General features: G+C 67.2%; 17 protein-coding genes. 8 read left to right on the top strand and 9 right to left on the bottom strand.

The window, feature by feature from the left end; translation table 11 throughout:
* Positions 1–37: 37 nt before the first annotated feature.
* Genes phnE through MA09_RS19795 form a run of 4 tightly spaced genes read right to left on the bottom strand, consistent with a single transcriptional unit; the run spans position 38 to position 3,374 of the window.
* On the bottom strand, positions 38–829 hold the full coding sequence (phnE, locus tag MA09_RS19810; protein WP_036252296.1) for a phosphonate ABC transporter, permease protein PhnE: 792 nt from the start codon (positions 827–829) through the stop codon (positions 38–40).
* A complete protein-coding gene (locus MA09_RS19805) occupies positions 826–1,647 on the bottom strand; it encodes an ABC transporter permease (protein WP_036252293.1) in 822 nt (273 codons plus the stop codon). The genes phnE and MA09_RS19805 overlap by 4 nt, the downstream gene beginning before the upstream one ends.
* Positions 1,647–2,465, bottom strand: a complete 819-nt coding sequence (locus MA09_RS19800) for a phosphonate ABC transporter ATP-binding protein (RefSeq protein WP_036252291.1) — start codon at positions 2,463–2,465, stop codon at positions 1,647–1,649. The genes MA09_RS19805 and MA09_RS19800 overlap by 1 nt, the downstream gene beginning before the upstream one ends.
* 21 nt (positions 2,466–2,486) lie before the next feature.
* Positions 2,487–3,374 carry a putative selenate ABC transporter substrate-binding protein gene (locus MA09_RS19795; protein WP_036252289.1) on the bottom strand — a complete coding sequence of 296 codons (888 nt, stop codon included), beginning with the start codon at positions 3,372–3,374 and terminating at the stop codon, positions 2,487–2,489.
* 188 nt (positions 3,375–3,562) lie between these two features.
* Here MA09_RS19795 and egtD point away from each other — a divergent pair, with 188 nt between their 5' ends.
* The 5 genes from egtD to MA09_RS19775 all read left to right on the top strand — a co-directional run bounded on the left by egtD (position 3,563) and on the right by MA09_RS19775 (position 8,261).
* Positions 3,563–4,522 carry an L-histidine N(alpha)-methyltransferase gene (gene egtD / locus MA09_RS19790; protein WP_051933627.1) on the top strand — a complete coding sequence of 320 codons (960 nt, stop codon included), beginning with the start codon at positions 3,563–3,565 and terminating at the stop codon, positions 4,520–4,522.
* On the top strand, positions 4,522–5,748 hold the full coding sequence (gene egtB / locus MA09_RS19785) for an ergothioneine biosynthesis protein EgtB (protein ID WP_036252285.1): 1,227 nt from the start codon (positions 4,522–4,524) through the stop codon (positions 5,746–5,748). Before egtD ends, egtB begins: the two co-directional genes overlap by 1 nt.
* Positions 5,745–6,680 carry a YihY/virulence factor BrkB family protein gene (locus tag MA09_RS19780; RefSeq protein WP_036252283.1) on the top strand — a complete coding sequence of 312 codons (936 nt, stop codon included), beginning with the start codon at positions 5,745–5,747 and terminating at the stop codon, positions 6,678–6,680. The genes egtB and MA09_RS19780 overlap by 4 nt, the downstream gene beginning before the upstream one ends.
* 129 nt (positions 6,681–6,809) lie before the next feature.
* Positions 6,810–7,004, top strand: a complete 195-nt coding sequence (locus tag MA09_RS24700; RefSeq protein WP_152594720.1) for a hypothetical protein — start codon at positions 6,810–6,812, stop codon at positions 7,002–7,004.
* A gap of 45 nt (positions 7,005–7,049) precedes the next feature.
* Complete coding sequence (locus MA09_RS19775) at positions 7,050–8,261, top strand: nucleotide disphospho-sugar-binding domain-containing protein (RefSeq protein WP_051933626.1); 1,212 nt, start codon at positions 7,050–7,052, stop codon at positions 8,259–8,261.
* A 15-nt stretch (positions 8,262–8,276) separates the two neighbouring features.
* Here MA09_RS19775 and selD read toward each other — a convergent pair whose 3' ends face one another.
* The 4 genes from selD to MA09_RS19755 all read right to left on the bottom strand — a co-directional run bounded on the left by selD (position 8,277) and on the right by MA09_RS19755 (position 13,860).
* Positions 8,277–9,332: a selenide, water dikinase SelD gene (gene selD, locus MA09_RS19770; protein WP_036252280.1), complete on the bottom strand. Its 1,056-nt coding sequence runs from the start codon at positions 9,330–9,332 to the stop codon at positions 8,277–8,279.
* On the bottom strand, positions 9,316–10,326 hold the full coding sequence (senB, locus tag MA09_RS19765; RefSeq protein WP_036252279.1) for a selenoneine biosynthesis selenosugar synthase SenB: 1,011 nt from the start codon (positions 10,324–10,326) through the stop codon (positions 9,316–9,318). The genes selD and senB overlap by 17 nt, the downstream gene beginning before the upstream one ends.
* A 135-nt stretch (positions 10,327–10,461) precedes the next feature.
* Positions 10,462–12,078, bottom strand: a complete 1,617-nt coding sequence (locus tag MA09_RS19760; protein ID WP_036252277.1) for a DEAD/DEAH box helicase — start codon at positions 12,076–12,078, stop codon at positions 10,462–10,464.
* A 435-nt stretch (positions 12,079–12,513) separates the two neighbouring features.
* On the bottom strand, positions 12,514–13,860 hold the full coding sequence (locus MA09_RS19755; protein ID WP_036252275.1) for a transglycosylase SLT domain-containing protein: 1,347 nt from the start codon (positions 13,858–13,860) through the stop codon (positions 12,514–12,516).
* Positions 13,861–14,185: 325 nt separating this feature from the next.
* On the opposite strand from MA09_RS19755, the gene MA09_RS19750 reads away from it, so the two are divergent.
* Entirely contained in the window at positions 14,186–14,755 is a 570-nt protein-coding gene (locus tag MA09_RS19750; protein ID WP_036252272.1) for a DUF1415 domain-containing protein, read from the top strand.
* A 13-nt stretch (positions 14,756–14,768) separates the two neighbouring features.
* Complete coding sequence (locus MA09_RS19745) at positions 14,769–14,975, top strand: DUF1289 domain-containing protein (protein WP_036252489.1); 207 nt, start codon at positions 14,769–14,771, stop codon at positions 14,973–14,975.
* A 32-nt stretch (positions 14,976–15,007) separates the two neighbouring features.
* Here the strand turns inward: MA09_RS19745 and MA09_RS19740 are convergent, their stop codons facing one another.
* On the bottom strand, positions 15,008–15,514 hold the full coding sequence (locus MA09_RS19740) for a DUF1993 family protein (RefSeq protein WP_036252268.1): 507 nt from the start codon (positions 15,512–15,514) through the stop codon (positions 15,008–15,010).
* Between the two features lie 181 nt (positions 15,515–15,695).
* On the opposite strand from MA09_RS19740, the gene MA09_RS19735 reads away from it, so the two are divergent.
* Positions 15,696–18,875 carry an EAL domain-containing protein gene (locus MA09_RS19735; protein WP_051933624.1) on the top strand — a complete coding sequence of 1,060 codons (3,180 nt, stop codon included), beginning with the start codon at positions 15,696–15,698 and terminating at the stop codon, positions 18,873–18,875.
* Positions 18,876–18,884 lie beyond the last annotated feature (9 nt).

Genomic DNA, 18,884 nt, shown 5'->3' with positions numbered 1-18,884 from the left:
ATCCTGTTTTTCAGTGGGTGCCTGGGCGATTGTCGGGTCAGCGGGTCAGCGTGCGGCGCAGCGCGAAGCTGAGGGCATCCACGCTTGCCACCAGCAGCAGCATCGCGATCACGACCGTGGCCGCACTTTGCATCTGGAACAGCGACAGGTGGTATTTCAGCATCTGGCCCAGCCCCCCGGCGCCGACCACGCCCAGCACGGCGGCGGCGCGGATATTGTTCTCCCAGCGGTACAGTGTATAGGACAGCATCTGCGGCAGGGCCTGCGGCAGCGTAGCGTACAGGAATGCGGCCAAGGCCGTGGCGCCGTTGGTGCGCAGACTCGCTTCCGGCAGCGGCTCGACGTTCTCGAGGGCGTCGGCGAACAGGCGGCCCAGCACGCCGCTGGTGTGGGCGGCCAGCGCCAGGGTGCCGGCGAATGGGCCGAGCCCGGCCGCGACCAGCAACAGGGCGGCCCAGACCAGTTCCGGGATCGAGCGCAGGATGTTCAGCAGCACCCGGGTCAGGCTGCGTAGCAGCCGGCCGAGCCGTCCGGCCGCGGGCAGCGCGAGCAGCATGCCGCCGATCACCGCAAGCAGGGTGCCGACCAGGGACATGGCCAGCGTCTCCCACAGTGCCCCGGCGGTCTTCATGAGGAAAGCCCGGCCGGTCTCGGGCGGCGTGAAGCCGGCCAGGAATTCCGCGCCTGACGCGAGTGCGTCGGGCGTGAAGAAGGCGGACCACTGCAGGGGCAGCGAGGCGAAGCTGGCGACCACCAGGGCGACCAGCGCAAGGAGCAGCGCCAGGGCGCCATGCGCGCGTGGCGGCGGCGGTGGCGGCTGCGGCTTCATCCCAGCCTCCGGCGCAGCAGCTTGGAAACCAGGTCGGCCAGCGCCACCAGCAGCACGAACATGATCAGCATGGTGGAGACTTCGCCGCCGGCCATCATCTTGGTCGATTCCTCCATGCGCTGGCCGAGGCCGCCGGCGCCGACGAAGCCCATCACCGCCGAGCCGCGGATCGCGCACTCCCAGCGGTAGACCGTATAGGACACCAGTTCGGCGCTCGATTCCGGCAGCGCGCCGTACAGCAGGGCAGGCAGGCGCCCGCTGCCGTTGGCCAGCAGCGAGTCCAGCGCGTGGGCGTCGGACGATTCCAGGATCTCGGCATACACCTTGGCCAGCATGCCGGAGTAGGCCAGGGCGATGGCCAGCACACCGGCGGTGGGGCCGAGGCCCACGATGCGCACGAACAGCAGCGCCCACACCAGTTCCGGCACGCTGCGCAGCAGCACCAGCACCCAGCGCAGCAGCTGGCGCACCAGGCGCGCCAGCGGGTGCATGCGTCCGGTGCCGAGGCGCGAAATGGACAAACGCTCGCTGATCACCATGGTGGCCGGAATCGCGCCCAGCAGCGCCAGGCTCAGGCCGGCGGTGGCGATGGCGACGGTCTGCCAGGTCTCGCGCAGCACCAGCGCCAGGAACTCGCCGTTCAGTTCGGGGCGCAGGAAGTCGGACAGGAAGTGCCAGGCCGCCGCCAGGCTTTGCGGGTCGAACAGCAGCCAGGGGGTGAACTCGCTGGCCACCAGCATCGGCCACAGGAGCAGCAGGCAGACGAGCGTGGCGGTGAGGCGGCCGCGCCAGGCCGGGTCCGGATGCGCAGGCTTCATCAGAAGCAGGCGCCGACGGCGATCCGGTCGGGCGACTCGTGCGGAGGCTGCGGGTGCGCCTCGACGGCCTCGTTCTCGTACAGGGCGGCGATCATGGCGTCGCTCACCGCGTCGCTCGGGGCATCGAACACGATGCGGCCCTGGCGCAGGCCGACCAGGCGCGGGAAGTGGGCGCGCGCCATCTCGACTTGGTGCAGGCTGCACACCAGCGTGGCCTTGCGGTCGTGCGCCTCCTGCTGGAGCGTGGCCAGGGTGTGGCGGGCCAGCGCCGGGTCGAGCGCGGAGATCGGCTCGTCGACGAGGAAGGCTTCGGCGCTGGACAGGAGCAGGCGCGCCAGGCCGCAGCGCTGGCGCTCGCCGCCCGACAGGCGGTCGACGCGGGCATACAGCTTGTCGCCCAGGCCGAAGCGCGTCAGGGCCGCATGGGCGGCGTCCGGGTCGCGCGGGCGCACCAGCGAGGCAAAGGCCTGCCACAGGCTCATGTGGGGCAGGCGCGCGGCCAGCACCGCGGTGACCACGCGCTGGCGCGGCGGCAGCGGCGGCATCTGGGGCGCCAGGAACAGGCGCGCGCGCAGGCGGTGGCGCGCGGACTGCGACAGGGCCCACGGGTCCTGTCCGAAGACGGAAAAGCCCCCCTGCGCAGGCCGGTGTGCACAGGCGAGGGTGGCGAGCAGGGTGGTCTTGCCGGCGCCGGAAGGGCCGATCAGGGCGAGCTGCTCGCCGGGCGCGACGTCCAGGTCGAGTTCATGGAGGGCAGCCGGCGCACGTGCCGCTGCCGCCAGATGGCGTACCGTGAGTTTCTCGAGCCGGAAAGTCATCGCGTTGGTGTTACTCCCGCCTTACTTCAGCAGGCCGGCGTTGCGCGCAGCCGCTTCGATCGCGCCGTAGTTGGACGCCTTGGTCGGGATGAACCTGGTGGCACGCTGCAGGTCCAGGATCTGCTTGCCTTCCGGTGTCGAGGCGTCCAGCGCCAGGAAGGCGTCGGTGATCTTCTTCTGCAGGGCCGGGCTCATGTCGCTGCGCACGGTCCAGTTATAGTCGTAATAGCCCGGGGTGGTGTAGAACACCCGCACGGCCTTCGGGTCGACCTTCTGCGCTTCGACCAGCTTGTCCCACACCGAGATGTTCAGGGCGCCGGCATCGACCTTGCCGCCCGCGACCGCGGCCACGGTGGCGTCGTGCGCGCCCGAGAAGGCGACGCGCTTCAGGTCGGTATCCGGGTTGACCTTGGCAGCCAGCAGGAAGGAGCGTGGCATCAGGTGGCCCGAGGTCGACGATTCCGACCCGAAGGACAGGGTCTTGCCTTTCAGGTCTTCCAGCTTGTTGATGTCCGGCTTGGTGGTGATGAAGACCGAGCGGAACTTCTCGTCCTCGGCGCGCTGCACCAGCGGGACGACCTGGCCCTTGCTGCGCACGTTCGCCTGCACGAAGGTGAAACCGCCGAACCAGACCATGTCGACCTTGCGGTTGATCAGGCCTTCGACGGAAGCGGCATAGTCAGTCACGGGGGTGAACTCGACCTTCAAGCCGGTCGCCTTCGCCAGGTACTTGCCCAGCGGTTCGAACTTGCGCTGCAGCTCGGTCGGCGCTTCGTCGGGAATGGCCGAAACGCGCAGTACGCCCGGGGTGTTCTGGGCATACGCGCCCCCGGCGGCGAACATCAGGCCTGCCACGGCGGTAGCTGTGAACATGGTTTTCAGGACACACGAAGGCGAGAACGAAGTCATGGATGGCATTCTTATTAAGTGTTGGAAAGTGGTAGCCCGGGGACCTTACCGCAGCACGGCTGCAGAAAACGTCGAACTCCGGAATCCGCTATTATGGCAAAAACAGCAACTCGCTGGGCGGTACGCCGTCTAATCAAACCCTATGCCACGGCGCATCCGGCGGTGTGGCGGCACGAATGATAACGCTTATGTACATCTCCTGCACAGAAGACCGCCCGCGCGCCGCCAATGCCCACGTGGCGGACGAGCTGCATGCCAGCCTGGAAGCGCACGAGCCGTGGATTTCCCCCAAGTTCCTCTACGACGCGCTCGGCTCGAAGCTGTTCGAGGCCATCTGTGAATTGCCCGAGTATTATCCGACGCGCACGGAGGCGGCGATTCTCTCGCGCCACGGCGCTGAGATTGCGCGCGTAGTCGGCAGCGGCACCACCCTGGTCGATCTCGGGGCCGGTAACTGCGCCAAGGCAGCATCGCTGTTTCCGCTCCTGGCGCCGGCACAGTATGTCGCCATCGACATTTCCGCCGAATTCCTGTGCGATGCCCTGACACGCCTTCGCCAGCGCTTCCCGCACATCGACATGCACGGCATCGGCATGGATTTCTCCAGCCGCTTCGAACTGCCGCCGCAGGTGAGGTCCGCGCGCCGCCTGTTCTTCTATCCCGGCTCGTCGATCGGCAACTTTACGCCAAGCGAAGCACAGGCCTTCCTGCGCCGCCTGCGCCTGCAATGCGGCAGCGATGGCGGCGTGCTGCTGGGCATCGACCTGGCCAAGGACAAGGCAACCCTGGATGCGGCCTACGACGATGCGCTCGGCGTGACCTCCGCCTTCAACCTCAATGTGCTGCGCCACGTGAACGAGCTGATCGAAGCCGACTTCGACATCCGCGCCTGGCGCCACCACGGCTTCTACAATCCGGCCAGAGGCCGCGTCGAGATGCATCTCGAGGCAGTGCGGCGCCAGGAAGTGCGCTGGAAAGGCGGCGGACGCACCTTCGAAGCCGGCGACACCATCCACACCGAGAACAGCTACAAGTACCAGCAGGCCGAGGCGATTGCCCTGCTGGAGCGCTCCGGCTTCGAAGCCACCCGCGTGTGGACCGACCCGCAGCGCTGGTTCGCGGTGATCCACGCACAGGCGATCGGGTGATGGGCATCGGGCAGCGCGAAGACCTCCTGCACGCCTTCACAGGGGTGCGCCGGCGCTCGCTCGAGATCGCCGCACCGCTCTCGAGCGAGGACTGTTGCGCGCAGTCGATGCCCGACGCCAGTCCCATCAAGTGGCACCTGGCGCACACCACCTGGTTCTTCGAGACCTTCGTCCTCGAGGCACACGAGAACGGGTTTGCGCCTTTCCACCCGGCCTTCCGGATGCTGTTCAACTCCTACTACAACGGCGTCGGCGACAAGCATCCGCGCCCGCGCCGCGGCCTGCTCACGCGCCCCTCGCTGGACGAGGTCCGCGCCTACCGCCATGACGTCGACAGCCGCATCGCCAGGCTGCTGGCCGCCGGCGCCGCTCCGGACCTTGCCAGCCTGGTCGAGCTGGGACTACAGCATGAGCAGCAGCACCAGGAACTGATGCTCACCGACCTCAAGCACCTGCTGGCCCAGAATCCGCTGCTTCCGGCCTATTCGCCGCAAGAAATGGAGGCCGGGACGGCCCCTGAACCGACCGCGTGGATCGAGCTCGACGGCGGGCTGGCAGAAATCGGGTACGGCGGCAGCGGCTTCTGCTTCGACAACGAACTGCCGCGCCACCGCACCTATGTCGCGCCGTTCGAGCTGGCCTCGCGCCTGGTCACCAACCGCGAATACCTGGAGTTCGTCGAGGCCGGCGGCTACCGCGACCCGTCCCTGTGGCTGGCCGAGGGCTGGGACCGCGTGTGCAGCGGCGAGATGACGCATCCGCTGTACTGGATCGCGGGCGCCGACGGCGCCTGGGACGAGTTCACATTGCACGGCGTGCAGCCGCTCGACCCGGCGCGCCCGGTCACCCACGTCTCGCTGTACGAGGCCGATGCCTACGCCCGGTGGCGCGGCGCCCGTCTGCCTACCGAGGCCGAGTGGGAGTTCGCCGCGCGCCAGGCCTCGCTCAGCGGCGGGGCGCTGCACCCGGAAGCGGCGGAAGGCGACGGCCTGCTGCAGATGTTCGGCGCTTGCTGGCAATGGACCAGCAGCAGCTACGGCCCTTACCCCGGTTACACGCCGGCGGCGGGGGCGATCGGCGAGTACAACGGCAAGTTCATGGTCAACCAGTACGTGCTGCGCGGCTCCTCCTGCGCCACGCCGGACGGTCACGCGCGTGCCAGCTACCGCAACTTCTTCCCGGCCGGGGCACGCTGGCAGTTCACCGGGATCAGGCTCGCACGATGACCCGCCGCAGGAGCTGGCGCGAGCGCCTGCTGGACCAGCGCGCCAATGCCTGGATCCTGGCCCATCCACTCGGCTTCAGCCTGCAGGTCATCCGCGGCTTCCGCGCCAACCAGGGCCTGCTGCTCGCCGGCGCCGTCGCCTACTATGCGCTGCTGTCGATCGTGCCCTTCCTGATGCTGGCGGTGGTGGCGCTGTCGCACTTTATCGACCAGATCGAGCTGCTCGAGACCCTGGAGCGCTACCTGGGCATGCTGGTGCCGGGGCAGTCGCGGCCGATCGTGGCCGAGGTCGCGCATTTCCTCGAGAACCGCGACTTGATCACCTGGGTGCTGGGCGCCACCATGCTGTTCTTCAGCTCCCTGGCCTTCACGGTGCTGGAAAACGCGATGAGCGTGATCTTCATCCACCGGGTGGCCTCACGTCGCCGGCATTTCCTGGTGTCGGCCGTGCTCCCGTACTGCTACATCCTGGCGCTCGGCTTCGGCGTCATGATCGTGACCCTGGCGGCCGGCGCGCTCGAAGTCATGGGCAAGGAGAGCGTCCAGCTGTTCGGCTACCAGTGGTCGCTGGGCGGTGTATCAGGCGTGCTGCTCTACCTGCTCGGGCTGTTCGGCGAAATCCTCGTACTGACCTCGATCTATCTCGTGATGCCGGTCGGCCGCCTGTCGCTGTGGCACGCGCTGGTCGGCGGGATCAGCGCGGCGCTGCTGTGGGAAATCGCGCGGCGGATATTGGTCTGGTATTTTTCGACCCTGTCGCAGGTAAATGTCGTGTACGGCTCGATGACCACCGCCATCGTGGTCATGTTCAGCCTCGAGATCGCGGCCACGCTGCTGCTGCTCGGCGCCCAGGTGATCGCCGAGTACGAGCGTGTCGGCCATGGGCTGGTCAACCAGCCGCCGGAGCCGATGCGTACGGAGCCGCCCGTCTGAGACGTGAACGGCATGGGTAACGCTTGTGCTTGGTCAACTTCTATATTGTAGGCAATGGCACAGTATGGCCTTGCGCGGGCGCCTTGGGCTAGCTCAAGCGTGCGCGCCTTGATCCGATCGGGAGATGCCATGAGCCAAACGGTTGCTATCGTTTTTCCCTTGCCGGTCGTGATTGCGCTGGTCGCGCTGCTGCTCGTGCTGCTGGCGTGGAGCGCGGTCGTGCTGTCCTTGCGTGCGCAGGTCGAAATCCATTTCCCGCCGGGAGAGCAGGGCGCCCGCCCGGCGCTCGATGACCCCGACGGGCTCCAGGCGGCGCAGTCCTGAGCCCGGCCAGCCTGCTGCGGCCTTGCTTCGGCTACACTGCCGGGCATGGCTCACTTCTACCTGTGCTGGGAACTCGGCGGCGGCCTCGGTCACGCCGGCCGCCTCAAGTCGATCGCCCTGCCGCTGCGCGCGCGCGGTCACCAGGTCAGCTTCGTCCTGCGCGACCTGGTGCTGACGCGGCGCCTGCTGGCCGATCCGCGGCTTGCCGGCGTCCCGCTCCTGCAGGCCCCCGTCTGGCTGCACCGCACCGCCGGCCTGCCGCCGGAAGAGGCCAGCCTGGCCGAGATCCTGCTCGCCTGCGGCTACCTCGAGGCGGATGCGCTGGCCGGCCTGTGCGAGGGCTGGCGCGGGCTGTTCCGGCAGCGGCGGCCCGACCTCGTGATTGCCGACTACGCACCCACCGCCATCCTGGCGGCGCGCAGCCTGGGCTTGCCCAGCGCGGCGGTCGGACCGGGCTTCACGATGCCCCCCGCAGGCCAGCCCCTGCCGCCGCTGCGCAACTGGGAGGCGCCGCAGCCGGCCCGGCTGCGTGCAGGCGAGGCGCGCTTGCTGGACAGCGCCAATCGTGTATTGGCAGCACATGGCGCGGCGCGGCTGGCGCGCGGCGCCGACCTGCTGCTGGGCGACCATCCGTTGCTGTGCACCTGGCCGGAACTCGACCATGTCGGCCGCCGCGGAGGCGGTCCCTGGCTGGGACCGAACCTGCCGCAGCCCGCCGGATGTCTGCCCGCGTGGCCGGCGGGACAGGGCAGACCGGTGTTTGCCTACCTGCGCCGCGGGGTGCCGGAGACGGCCGAAGCGTTGGCGGCGCTGCTGCGCCAGGGCTGTCGGGTGCTGTGCTACATGCCCGAGGTGGCCGCCGGTGCGCCGGCGCCGCTCGAGAGTCCGCTTCTCGCCTGGGCGCCAGGACCGGTTTCCATGCCGGAGGCACTGGCCGGCTGCGAACTGGTGGTCAGCCACGCCGGTGAAGCCGTGGTCGCACAATCCCTGCTGGCCGGGCGTCCGCTCCTGATGCTGCCGCATACGACGGAAAGCTTCCTGATGGCGCGCCGCGTCGCTGGGTTGGGGGCGGGAATCAATGCGATGGAACAGCCGCGTCCACGCGACTGGGAGGCGATGGTGGGCAGCCTGCTGGGACGGCAGGACTACCGTGACGCGGCCGCGGCCTTCGCGCGGCGCTACGCGGAGTTCGATCCGCAGCGCCAGGCCGAGGAGCTGGCGGATCGTTTCGAAGCCTTGGCGGCAGCGCGGCGCTGAGGCCACGCTGCGCGCTCAGGCGACGCTGACGCGGGGAGCGCCCTCGCCCATGCGGCCGATCACGGCGGCGTCGCCGAAACCTTCGCGGGCGAACAGCGCCAGCACCTCGTCGACGCTGGCCGGGTCGCACGACACCAGCAGCCCGCCCGAGGTCTGCGGGTCGGTCAACAGCGCGCGCTGGGCCGGGGTGATGGCGGCGCCCAACTCCACGTCCTTGCCGTAGGCGTCCCAGTTGCGCCCGGAAGCACCGGTGAAGAAGCCGTCCTGCGCCAGCTGCAGCACGCGGGGCAGCAGCGGCACCTTGTCCATCTCCAGTGTGGCTGCCAGGCGCGCGCCGCGCGCCAGTTCCAGCAGGTGGCCGAGCAGGCCGAAGCCGGTGACGTCGGTCAGGGCGTGCACGCCCGGCATGTCGGCCAGCAGCCGGCCGGGCTTGTTCAGCTTGGTGGTGTTGGCGATCATGGCCGCATAGCCCTCGGCGCCGAGCGCATCCTTCTTCAGCGCGGCGGACAGCACGCCCACGCCGAGCGGCTTGCCGAGCACCAGCACGTCACCGGCACGGGCGTCGGCATTGCGCTTGACCTTCGACGGATGGACCAGGCCCATCACCACCAGGCCGTAGATCGGTTCGACCGAGTCGATGGTATGGCCGCCGGCGATCGGGATGCCGGCGTCGGCGCACACCGATTCGCCGCCGCGGATGATCTGGCCGATGGTCTCGAGAGGCAGTTTGTTGACCGGCATGCCGACCAGGGCCAGTGCCATGATCGGGGTGCCTCCCATCGCGTACACGTCCGAGATCGCATTGGTCGCGGCGATGCGGCCGAAGTCGAAGGGATCGTCGACGATCGGCATGAAGAAGTCGGTGGTCGCGATCAGGGCCTGCTCGTCGTTGAGCTTGTAGACGGCGGCGTCGTCGGCCGTCTCGATGCCGACCATCAGCTCCTTCGGCACCGGAAAGCCGGCGGACTTGGCCAGGATTTCGGACAGCACGCCCGGTGCGATCTTGCAGCCGCAGCCGCCGCCGTGCGAGAACGAAGTCAGTTTGATGGGTTGGTCATTCGTCGTGCTCATCGTTGTCTTTCGTATGTGTGGTCGCGCCGGGCGCGTGAAGGAGCAGATTATCCACCAAGTCGCGCACGGCCGCTTGCTCGGCGCTTGGGGCGAACAGGACGGCGCGCTGCGCGCACTGGCGCCGCAGCAGGGCATCGAAGGCGGCGTCGCCGATGATCCGGTCGATAAGCAGGGCTAGTGCGGCCGGGTCGCCGGGCGCGAAGTAGCCGGCATAGTCATCACCCAGCATGCCGCGGTTGCCGCTGATATCGGATGCCAGCACCGGCACGCCGCAGGTAACGGCTTCGATGATGACGTTGGCGCCGCCTTCCATGCGCGAGGTGATGGCCATCGCATGGCAGCGTTTCAGGCGCTGGCGCGCGGCCGCATGGGGCAGGGGGCCGAGCCAGCGGTAGCGCGGATTGGCAGCCTGCGCCTCCATCGCGGCCTGGCCCAGCACGGGGTCGAGCACGCCGCCGACGTGGAGCAGGCGCGCGGCAGGATGGGTGACCATGCCGGCGGCACGGATATAGGTGAGCGGATCCTTTTCCTCGCGCAGGTGGCCGATCATGCAGATGTCGGCGAAACGGGCAGGGCCGCGCACGTAAGAGCGCAGGCTTGGCGCGGACTGGTAGATGACGCGCGCCTTCGTGCGCAGCGACTCCGGTAGCCGCACCAGGCCGGCGGGCTGCAGCAGCACCAGGGAACTGGCACGCTCCAGGGAGGCGCGCGCGTCCGCGTCGTCGGCGATATCGCGGTACAGGTCGGTGCCGGTCAGGACCAGCACCGATGGCCGCGCGGGATGGGCGTTGGCGAAAGCGGCCAGTGCAGCTGCGGAACGGCGCGCGTGCAGGGCCACCAGCAGGTCCGGCGCAGGGTCGCCGACCGACCAGCCGCCGGCGATACGCACCTCGTGCTCGCCGCGCAGGAACCTGGCCCAGCGGCTCGCGGTCTGCCAGTTGCCGTTGTTTTCGCGGGCGGTTGCGGGGCTGACGATCACGATGCGCTTGCGCACTGCCGGGTTCTCCAGAAGGTGGGAGCGCGATTATACGCCGCGGTGGCAGGGGCGGCGAACGAGGATGGTTCCGACCAGCAGGGACAAAAAAAATGGCTGCCCGAAGGCAGCCATTTCTCATGAGGCGTTCAGCGATCAGTAATCGCCGAAGGTGCGGCGGGCGCCGTCGGCCGAGCGCGGGTGCGCCGACTTGGCGTAGCCGCCTTCACGGCGTGCGCCTTCCGGGCGGTTGCCACGGTAGCCGCCTTCGCGCGGTGCACCTGCGGGCGCGCCTTCGCGCGGGGCCGCGTCACGGCGGTAGCCGCCTTCACGCTGCGGTCGGTCGCCGTAGCCGCCGGTACGCGGTGCGCCGTAGGCTTCACGCGGACCACGGTCGGCGTAGCGGCTTTCGGCAGGGCGGCTATCCGCCGGACGGGCATAACCGCCTTCACGCGGCGCACGGTCGGCGTAGCCCGGCTTGGCAAAGCTGCGCTGGCCCGGCTTGCCGGCGTTGCGGCCGTCGCCCGGCTTCCAGCCCGGACGGCTGGCCGAACGGGTCGGGGCGGCGCGCTTCGGCTCGAAACCTTCCACCACGTCCACCGGGATGGTCTGCTTGGTGAAACGCTCGATGCGGCGCACGTTCATGTTCTCGGCGTGGTTCACCAGCGAGATCGCGAGACCGTTGCGGCCGGCACGACCGGTACGGCCGATGCGGTGCACGTAGTCCTCCGGGAACTTCGGCAGGTCGTAGTTCACCACGTGGGTGATGGTCGGCACGTCGATGCCGCGGGCGGCAACGTCGGTCGCCACCAGCACGCGCACCTGGCCGCGGCGCATGCTGTCCAGGGTGCGGTTGCGCGCGCCCTGGTGCATGTCGCCGTGGAGGGCAGCGGCCGCGAAGCCGGCGATGTTCAGGCGGTCGGCGATCATGTCGGCATCGCGCTTGGTCGCGGTGAACACCACGGCCTGGTCCATCGACTCGTCACGCAGCAGGTGGTCGAGCAGGCGGTTCTTGTGCGACAGGTCGTCGACAAAGTGCACCTTCTGCACGATGTTCTCGTGGCGGTTGGCCGCGCTCATGATCTGGATCGTCTGCGGATCCTTGGTGATGCGGCGCGCCATGTTGCCCACCACGCCGTCCAGCGTGGCCGAGAACAGCATGGTCTGGCGGGTTGCAGGGGTCGCGGCGACGATCTTCTCGATGTCGTCGATGAAACCCATGTCCAGCATGCGGTCGGCTTCGTCCAGCACGAGGATCTCGAGTTGCGAGAAGTCGATCTTGCCCGACTCCATGTGGTCGATCAGGCGGCCCGGGGTCGCCACCAGGATTTCGGGGTTCTTCGACAGCAGCTGCATCTGTTTCGGATACGGCATGCCGCCCAGGATCGACACGGCGCGGATGCGGCGCATGTCGGACGTGTATTGTTCGGTCGCGGTGGTCACCTGCAGTGCCAGTTCGCGGGTCGGGGTCAGGACCAGCATCTTCGGCTGGGCCGGGGTAAAGCGGACGCGCTCGCCACGGGCGCGCGCCGACTGCGCGTTCTGCGCAGGGGTGCGGGCTGGGGCGGTCGGTGCGGCGTTGGCCAGCTTGTGCAGGGCCGGCAGCATGAAGGCTGCGGTCTTGCCCGAACCGGTCTGCGACGACACCAAGAGGTCACGGCCGGCGATACCGGCAGGGATGGCCTGCTCCTGAACCGGGGTCGGCTTGGTATAGCCGGCGGCGGCAACTGCCTTGACGAGCGACGCGTGTAAACCTAGTGCTTCAAAACTCATGTGTACTTTTACTTTCGGAATTCAATCATGATCGCGCGTGTCGTGTCTCAACGACGAGCGCAGAATAGCAACGCGAACCAACACTACGAAATGACTCAGAAATGAAAGAAATTTCGGCACAAAAGCTTTGCGCCGGGACGGTGTCTGAGATGCTGACACGCAGGGCGGGAGGGCTTTTAAGAAGGGCGATCGTTGTCGCCAAGGCTTGCGATGCTGCTTGTTGTACTGCTGTGCTTATTTGCTGCGAATAAATGCTGCGAATAAGTGCTGCAATTAACTGCTGCGTCCTGTCTGTTTGGACCTGCTTTTGCAGCGCACAAACGACATCATACAACAGATTAAAAAAGTCTGCACGCGGCCGCACGATCGTGCGGCCGCGATAGGCGGGGGTTAAGGCCGGTTTAAGTGCCGGCCTTGATGTGAATCAATGCCTGACTAGCGCTGCTTACGCTTGGACGAGGTATTGCGTGCGATGCGCTCCTTGGTCGAGGAGGTGCTTGCCTTGGCCTTGTAGCGCGAGGCCTTGGCCTGCACGCGCGGGCTGCGCTCCGCTTCGAAGGCCACCACCGCGTTGTCGATGATGTTCTCGGCGATGTCGCCGGCCTGCGAGGCAGAGAGCTTCGGCACCAGGATGGTCGAGCCGGCCTTGACGGTCGACTTGGCCGGGATGTTGTTGGCCTGGCGGATGACTTCCGGAGTGGTGCCGAACTTCGACGCCAGCGCGGCGATGCTGGTACGTGCGCTGGTGATCGTGTGGGTGGTCCAGGTCGACAGCTCGCGACCCCACTGGGCCAGGTTCAGGTGGAACTTCTCGGCGTTTTCCTTCGGCAGCAGGATCTTGGTCTTTTCGCCGCCGGTGATGACCGGTTTCTTGAATTGCGGGTTCAGCGCACGGAACTCGTCGAGCGACATTTCTGCCAGTTGGGCGGCGACGGCGACGTCGATGTCGCTGGTCTTGTCGATGGCGGTGAAGTAGGGCTGATTGTCGATCACCGGCAGCGCCACATTGTATTGCGACGGGTTGGCGACGATATTCTTGACCGCCTGCAGCTTCGGCACGTAGTTGCGGGTTTCAAGCGGCATCAGCTCGGCCAGGCTTTCGAAGTCGGTGCCCTTGCCGAGGGCCTGGTTCTTCTTGATGATCCGCTGGATGTTGCCTTCGCCCCAGTTGTAGGCTGCCAGGGCCAGTTGCCAGTCGCCGAACATGGTGTACAGGCGCTGCAGGTAGGTCAGGGCCGCATCGGTCGAGGCAAGCACGCCGCGGCGCTCGTCCTTGAACATGTTCTGCTTCAGGTTGTAGTCCTTGCCGGTGCCCGGCACGAACTGCCACAGGCCGGCCGCGTCGGCGGTGGAGAGGGCTTGCGGGTTGAAGGCGGATTCGATGACGGGCAGCAGGGCCAGCTCGGTCGGCATGCCGCGCTTTTCCAGTTCCTGCACGATGTGGTAGAGGTAGGGCGAGGCGCGGCCGGAGATGCGCTTGAGGCTGTCCGGGCGGGCGCTGTAGGCCTGGGTGTGGCGTGCCACCAGGCTGTTGTCGATGTCGGGGATGGCGTAGCCGCTGCGGATGCGGCCCCAGACGTCGGTTTCCTTGTACTCGTCGACCTTCAGCAGGCCGGGCGCCAGGGGCAGGGCAGGGCGGGCGTTCAGCGCATTGGCAGTGGCGTTGACGGCGCCGGCGGAGGGCGCGTTGTCCATGGCGTGAGCGAATGGTGAACCCAGCGGGGAGGTGGCCAACAGTGCCAGCGCGGCAGTCGCTACGGTCTTGCGGATCATGTCGTGCATCGCTTTCCAATGTTGCGTCCGAGAACGGACGTACTGGTCAAGAGGGCAGTGTACGTAGACATGCTTGAGCCCGTCAAGGAATATGAGCTCATCGTTACAAAATTATTTCCGACGTTCATTTATGTAAATTGACATCATGAAAACGGAAATTGCCGTCAGATGCATGCCTGTTCGAGGCGGGAAGGCGCAAGGGCGGGCCCGTGGGAAAGCCGTGTCTTCCTCATCCGTCCTGTACTTAGCCTAGCTCCGAGGAGGTGTCAATCTATGAGGGCGCGCAAAGTGTGCGTACAATCCGGCTTCCGCCTACCGCTTTATATTGTCATCCATGAGTATCGCAAACCCGAATGCCGACGACGATGCCATCATCGCCGCCACCCGCCGCTGGCTGGAACGGGCCGTCATCGGCCTGAACCTGTGTCCCTTCGCCAAGTCCGTCTACGTGAAGGAGCAGGTGCGCTACGTCGTGTCGAGCGCAACGACGCCGGAAGCCTTGCTGGAGCAGCTCATGGACGAGCTGCAGCACCTGTCGGATACTCCGGCCGAGCAGGTCGACACGACCCTGCTGATCCATCCCTTCGTGCTGAACGACTTCGAGGACTACAACGAATTCCTCGACGTGGCCGATGCGGCGGTCGAGGACATGGGGCTCGACGGCGAGCTGCAGGTGGCGAGCTTCCACCCGAACTACCAGTTCGCCGACACCGACGCGAACGACATCTCGAACTACACCAACCGCGCGCCGTACCCGACCCTGCACCTGCTGCGCGAGGACAGCATCGACCGCGCGGTCGAGGCCTTCCCGGAGGCGTCCGAGATCTTCGAGAAGAATATCGACACCATGGAACGACTCGGCCACGAAGGCTGGGACAAGCTCGATGTCGGACCAGCGCGCTGAGCCGGGCGGCGCAATGCCGCAGCTTCCTGAGCCGGACGGCGCGCCCCAGCGCCCTGACACTCCCTGTGTCGCGGTGTGTTCGACCACCTTCGATGAAATCTGCCGGGGCTGCGGCCGTACCTATGTCGAGGTGGCGCACTGGGTGTCGATGAGCGCCGAGGAAAAAGAGCGGGTGTGGGAGCGGATCCTGGCGCAGGGCTACCCGCGCCGGAATACCTAGGGTGGTCAGCCGAGCCGGCTACCCTAGGTATATTAGAGACCTAGGAAGTCGCGCTTCCCGATCGGCACCCCGTTGTGCCGCAAGATCGCGTACGCGGTCGTGACGTGGAAGAAGAAATTGGGCAGCACGAAGCCGGTGAGGTAGTCGTCGCCGCGCTCGAAGTGGCGCGCGCGCTCGCCGGCGCCGTGGGTGATGGCGCGTTCCGCGGCAGCGTCAAACGCCTCGCGCGGCAGCGATTCGATGTAGCCCAGGGTCTTGGTGATGCGCTGCTGCAGTTCGGCGAAGCTCTGTTCGGTGTCGTCGTAGCGTGGCACCTCCCTGCCGGCCAGGCGCGCACTTGCGCCCTTGGCGAAATCCGTCGCGATCAGGACCTGGCCCACCAGCGGGAACATGTCCGGGAACAGGCGCGCCTGAAGCAGGGCCGCCGGCTCGAGCTTGTGCTGCTGGACGTGCGCTTCGGCTTTCTCCAGCACGCCGGCGAGGGCGCGCAGCATCTTCTGGAACACGGGAACCGAAGCGGTATACATGGACAGGCTCATGGTTTCTCCTCCGAAAGATTCAATCATAGCAAGTCTTGTGGCATCCCGCCGACACCCGGGTGGGCAGGCACGCCCGGAAATATGCAAATTGATGACTCTTTGTCATCCGACATGCATAATCGAGCAATTCTATTGCTCTACGTAAATCCCTGCCTGGCGGCAGGGCACAGGCCGAAACCCCATGTCCCTGCCACGTTTTTCCTTCCGCGCCCTGCCTTCCAGGCTGCGCAAACTGTACGGTCGTTCGATCTATGGCGCGCTGCTGCTGGTGGTCTTCGTCGGCCTGGCCGTGCCGGCGCTGGCGGGCGGCTGGTTCCTCGTCGGCGTGAAGCAGCGCGAAGCGGCGCTCCACAGCCTGAACGATACGCTGCAGCGCAATGCCGACACGCTCGCGCTCGGCGTTCAGGAATCATTATGGGACATGAACCTCGAAGCGGCGGGTTCGCTGCTCGATTCCTTCGTGCGTGACCCGGCCATCGTGCGCGTGACGGTGCGCGACCTGGCGCAGGCAGAAGTAATCAGCCGCCACACGCCGGCGCCGCCCGGCTCCGGCATCTACCGCGCCGAGCGCGACGTGATCGTTCGCGGCCAGGCGATCGGCCACGTGATGATCGAGATGAGCGACCATCTCAACCTGCTGGACCTGCGCGCCAAGCAGCGCAACTACGCGCTGGTGCTGGCGATCCAGCTCGCCGTGTCGCTGGTCCTGATCGCGCTCCTGATCAGGCGCCGCCTGCTGTCGCCGCTGCGCACGCTCACCAGTTTTTCCGACCGCCTGGCGCGCGGCGACTTCGACACCCCGCTCGAACTGCCCGTCGACGACGAACTGGGGCGCCTTGGCCTCCAGATGGAGCGCATGCGCATGGCGATCGGCCAGCTGTTCGCCGACATCGGGCGGCGCGAGGAACAGTTCCGGACCATCGTCGCCCAGGTGCCGGGCGCCGTGTTCCGCGCGCGCCCGGGCGGCCGGATCGACTTCGTCAGCGACGCCATCGAGGAGATTTCCGGCTACCCGGCCGAGCGCTTCATGCTGGCCACCACCGATGACTGGGCCGGCATCATCCATCCGGAGGACCGGCGCATGCAGCGCCATGCCGCCAAGGACGCGTTGCAGACCGGCAGCCCCTACGAGGTCGAGTACCGCATCATCGACGCCGGCGGCATCGAGCGCTGGGTGCTGGAGATCGGCCAGCCACAGGGCGAGTGGGGCAGCGAAGCATTCCGGGTCGACGGCATCATCTACGATATCAGCGAGCGCAAGCACAACGAGATGCGCATCGAGGCCCTGCTCACCGAGCAGGGCGCGATCCTGGACAACGTCATGTTCGGCGTCCTGTTCGTGCGCGAGCGCCGCATCGTCTCGGCCAACCGGCGCGCCGAAGCGCTGTTCGGCTACGGCGAAGCCGAGATGGTGGGCAGGTCGACCGAGATCCTGTTCCCGGGCCGGGCCGAATACGAGCGCGTGTGGCTTGAAAAGTACCCGGCGATCGCAGGCGGCCTCGATCCCGGAGAGGAAATCCAGTTCCGCCGCCGCGACGGCAGCCTGTCCTGGCTGCTGGTGAGCGGCTGCGCCCTCGACGCGGCACGGCCGAACGATGGCAGCATCTGGGTCTTCGCCGACATCACCGAGCGCAAGCTGGCGGAAGAAAAGCTGCGCCTGTCGGCCACCGTGCTCGAGCACATCGCCGACGGCGTGGCCGTGCTCGACGTGCATGGGCGTATCGTCGCGATCAATCCCGCCTACACCCAGATCACCGGCTACACCGAGATGGAAGCGCTCGGCCAGCAGTCCAGCCTGACGCGCGCCGGGCGCCACGAGGATCCCCTCTACCGGGAGATGTGGCGCGACCTGGCCGATAGCGGCTTCTGGCGTGGCGAACGCTGGGAAAACCGCAAGAACGGCGAGGGCTACCTGGAATGGCTGACGGTGTCGAGCGTGCGCGACGACAAGGACGAGGTCACGCATTACGTCTGCGTGTTCAGCGACATCACCGAGGTCAAGCAATCGCAGGACAAGCTCGACCACCTGGCCCACCATGATCCGCTCACCGCGCTGCCGAACCGCCTGCTGTTCCACGACCGCCTGCAGCACGCGATGGTCCGCTGCGCGCGCGAGGGCCAGCAGCTGGCGGTGCTGTTCATCGACCTGGACCGCTTCAAGAACGTCAACGACACCCTCGGCCACCATGTGGGCGACACGCTGCTCAAGCAGGTGGCGGGTCTGCTGGCCGCCTGCCTGCGCGAGGGCGATACGCTGGCGCGCCTGGGCGGCGACGAATTCATCGTGCTGCTGGAAGACGTGGGCAGCCTTGGCGCTGCCCACGTGGCGGAGAAGCTGATGGCCCTGTTCGAGCAGCCGGTCACCGTGTCCGGCCACGAACTGTTCGTCACCGGTAGCGTCGGCATCAGCCTGTTCCCCCAGGACGCCACCGACCTGAACATGCTGGTCCGGAATGCCGACATCGCCATGTACCAGGCCAAGGCGCGTGGCCGCAACGGCTACCAGTTCTATGCGCCGTCGATGAGCGGCGAGGGCGTGGAGCGCCTGCGCCTGGAGTCGCTGCTGCGCCGCGCGATCGAGAGGCGCGAGATCTTCCTCCATTATCAGCCCCAGGTCGACATCGATACCGGCGGCCTGGTCGGCGTCGAAGCCCTGGTGCGCTGGAACAGCCCGGAGCTGGGCATGGTGGCGCCGGTGCGCTTCATCCCTGTGGCCGAGGACACCGGCTTCATCAGCCAGTTGGGCCAGTGGGTGCTGGCCGAGGCCTGCTCGCAGATGGTTCGCTGGGGCCGGGCCGGACTGCACGTGCCCAAGATGGCGGTCAACCTGTCGGTGCGCCAGTTCGAGCGCGGCAGCATCGCGCCGATGGTGGCCGGGGTGCTGGCCGACACTGGCCTGGAAGCGGGGCGGCTGCAGCTGGAGGTGACCGAGTCGGTCATCATGAACACCGGCGACGCCCTGCAGCACATCAACGACCTGCGCGCGGTCGGCGTCGGCCTGGCGATCGACGATTTCGGCACCGGCTATTCCTCGCTGGCCTACCTGAGCCAGCTGCCGGTGCAGACCCTGAAGATCGACCGCAGCTTCATCCAGGACATCCTGCTTGACGCCAACGACGAGGCCATCACGGTCGCCATCATCCAGCTCGGCAAGAGCCTGAACCTGTCGGTGGTCGCGGAAGGGGTGGAAAGCAAGGAACAGGCCGCCTTCCTGCTGCGGCACGGCTGCCGCCAGGCCCAGGGCTACCTCTACAGCCGGCCGGTCGCGCCTGGCGATATACTGTCGCGCTGGGGAAGGCCACAGGAACAGGAACACGATGAATCGAACGAGGCAGGCAGATCCGAAGCGAGCGAAACCTGAGGTGAGCGT

Origin of the sequence: Massilia sp. BSC265, from assembly GCF_000740675.1 — a bacterium.
GTDB lineage: Bacteria > Pseudomonadota > Gammaproteobacteria > Burkholderiales > Burkholderiaceae_D > Telluria.
Note: the sequence above shows the minus strand (reverse complement) of the source record. Positions and strands in the feature narration are given on the sequence as shown.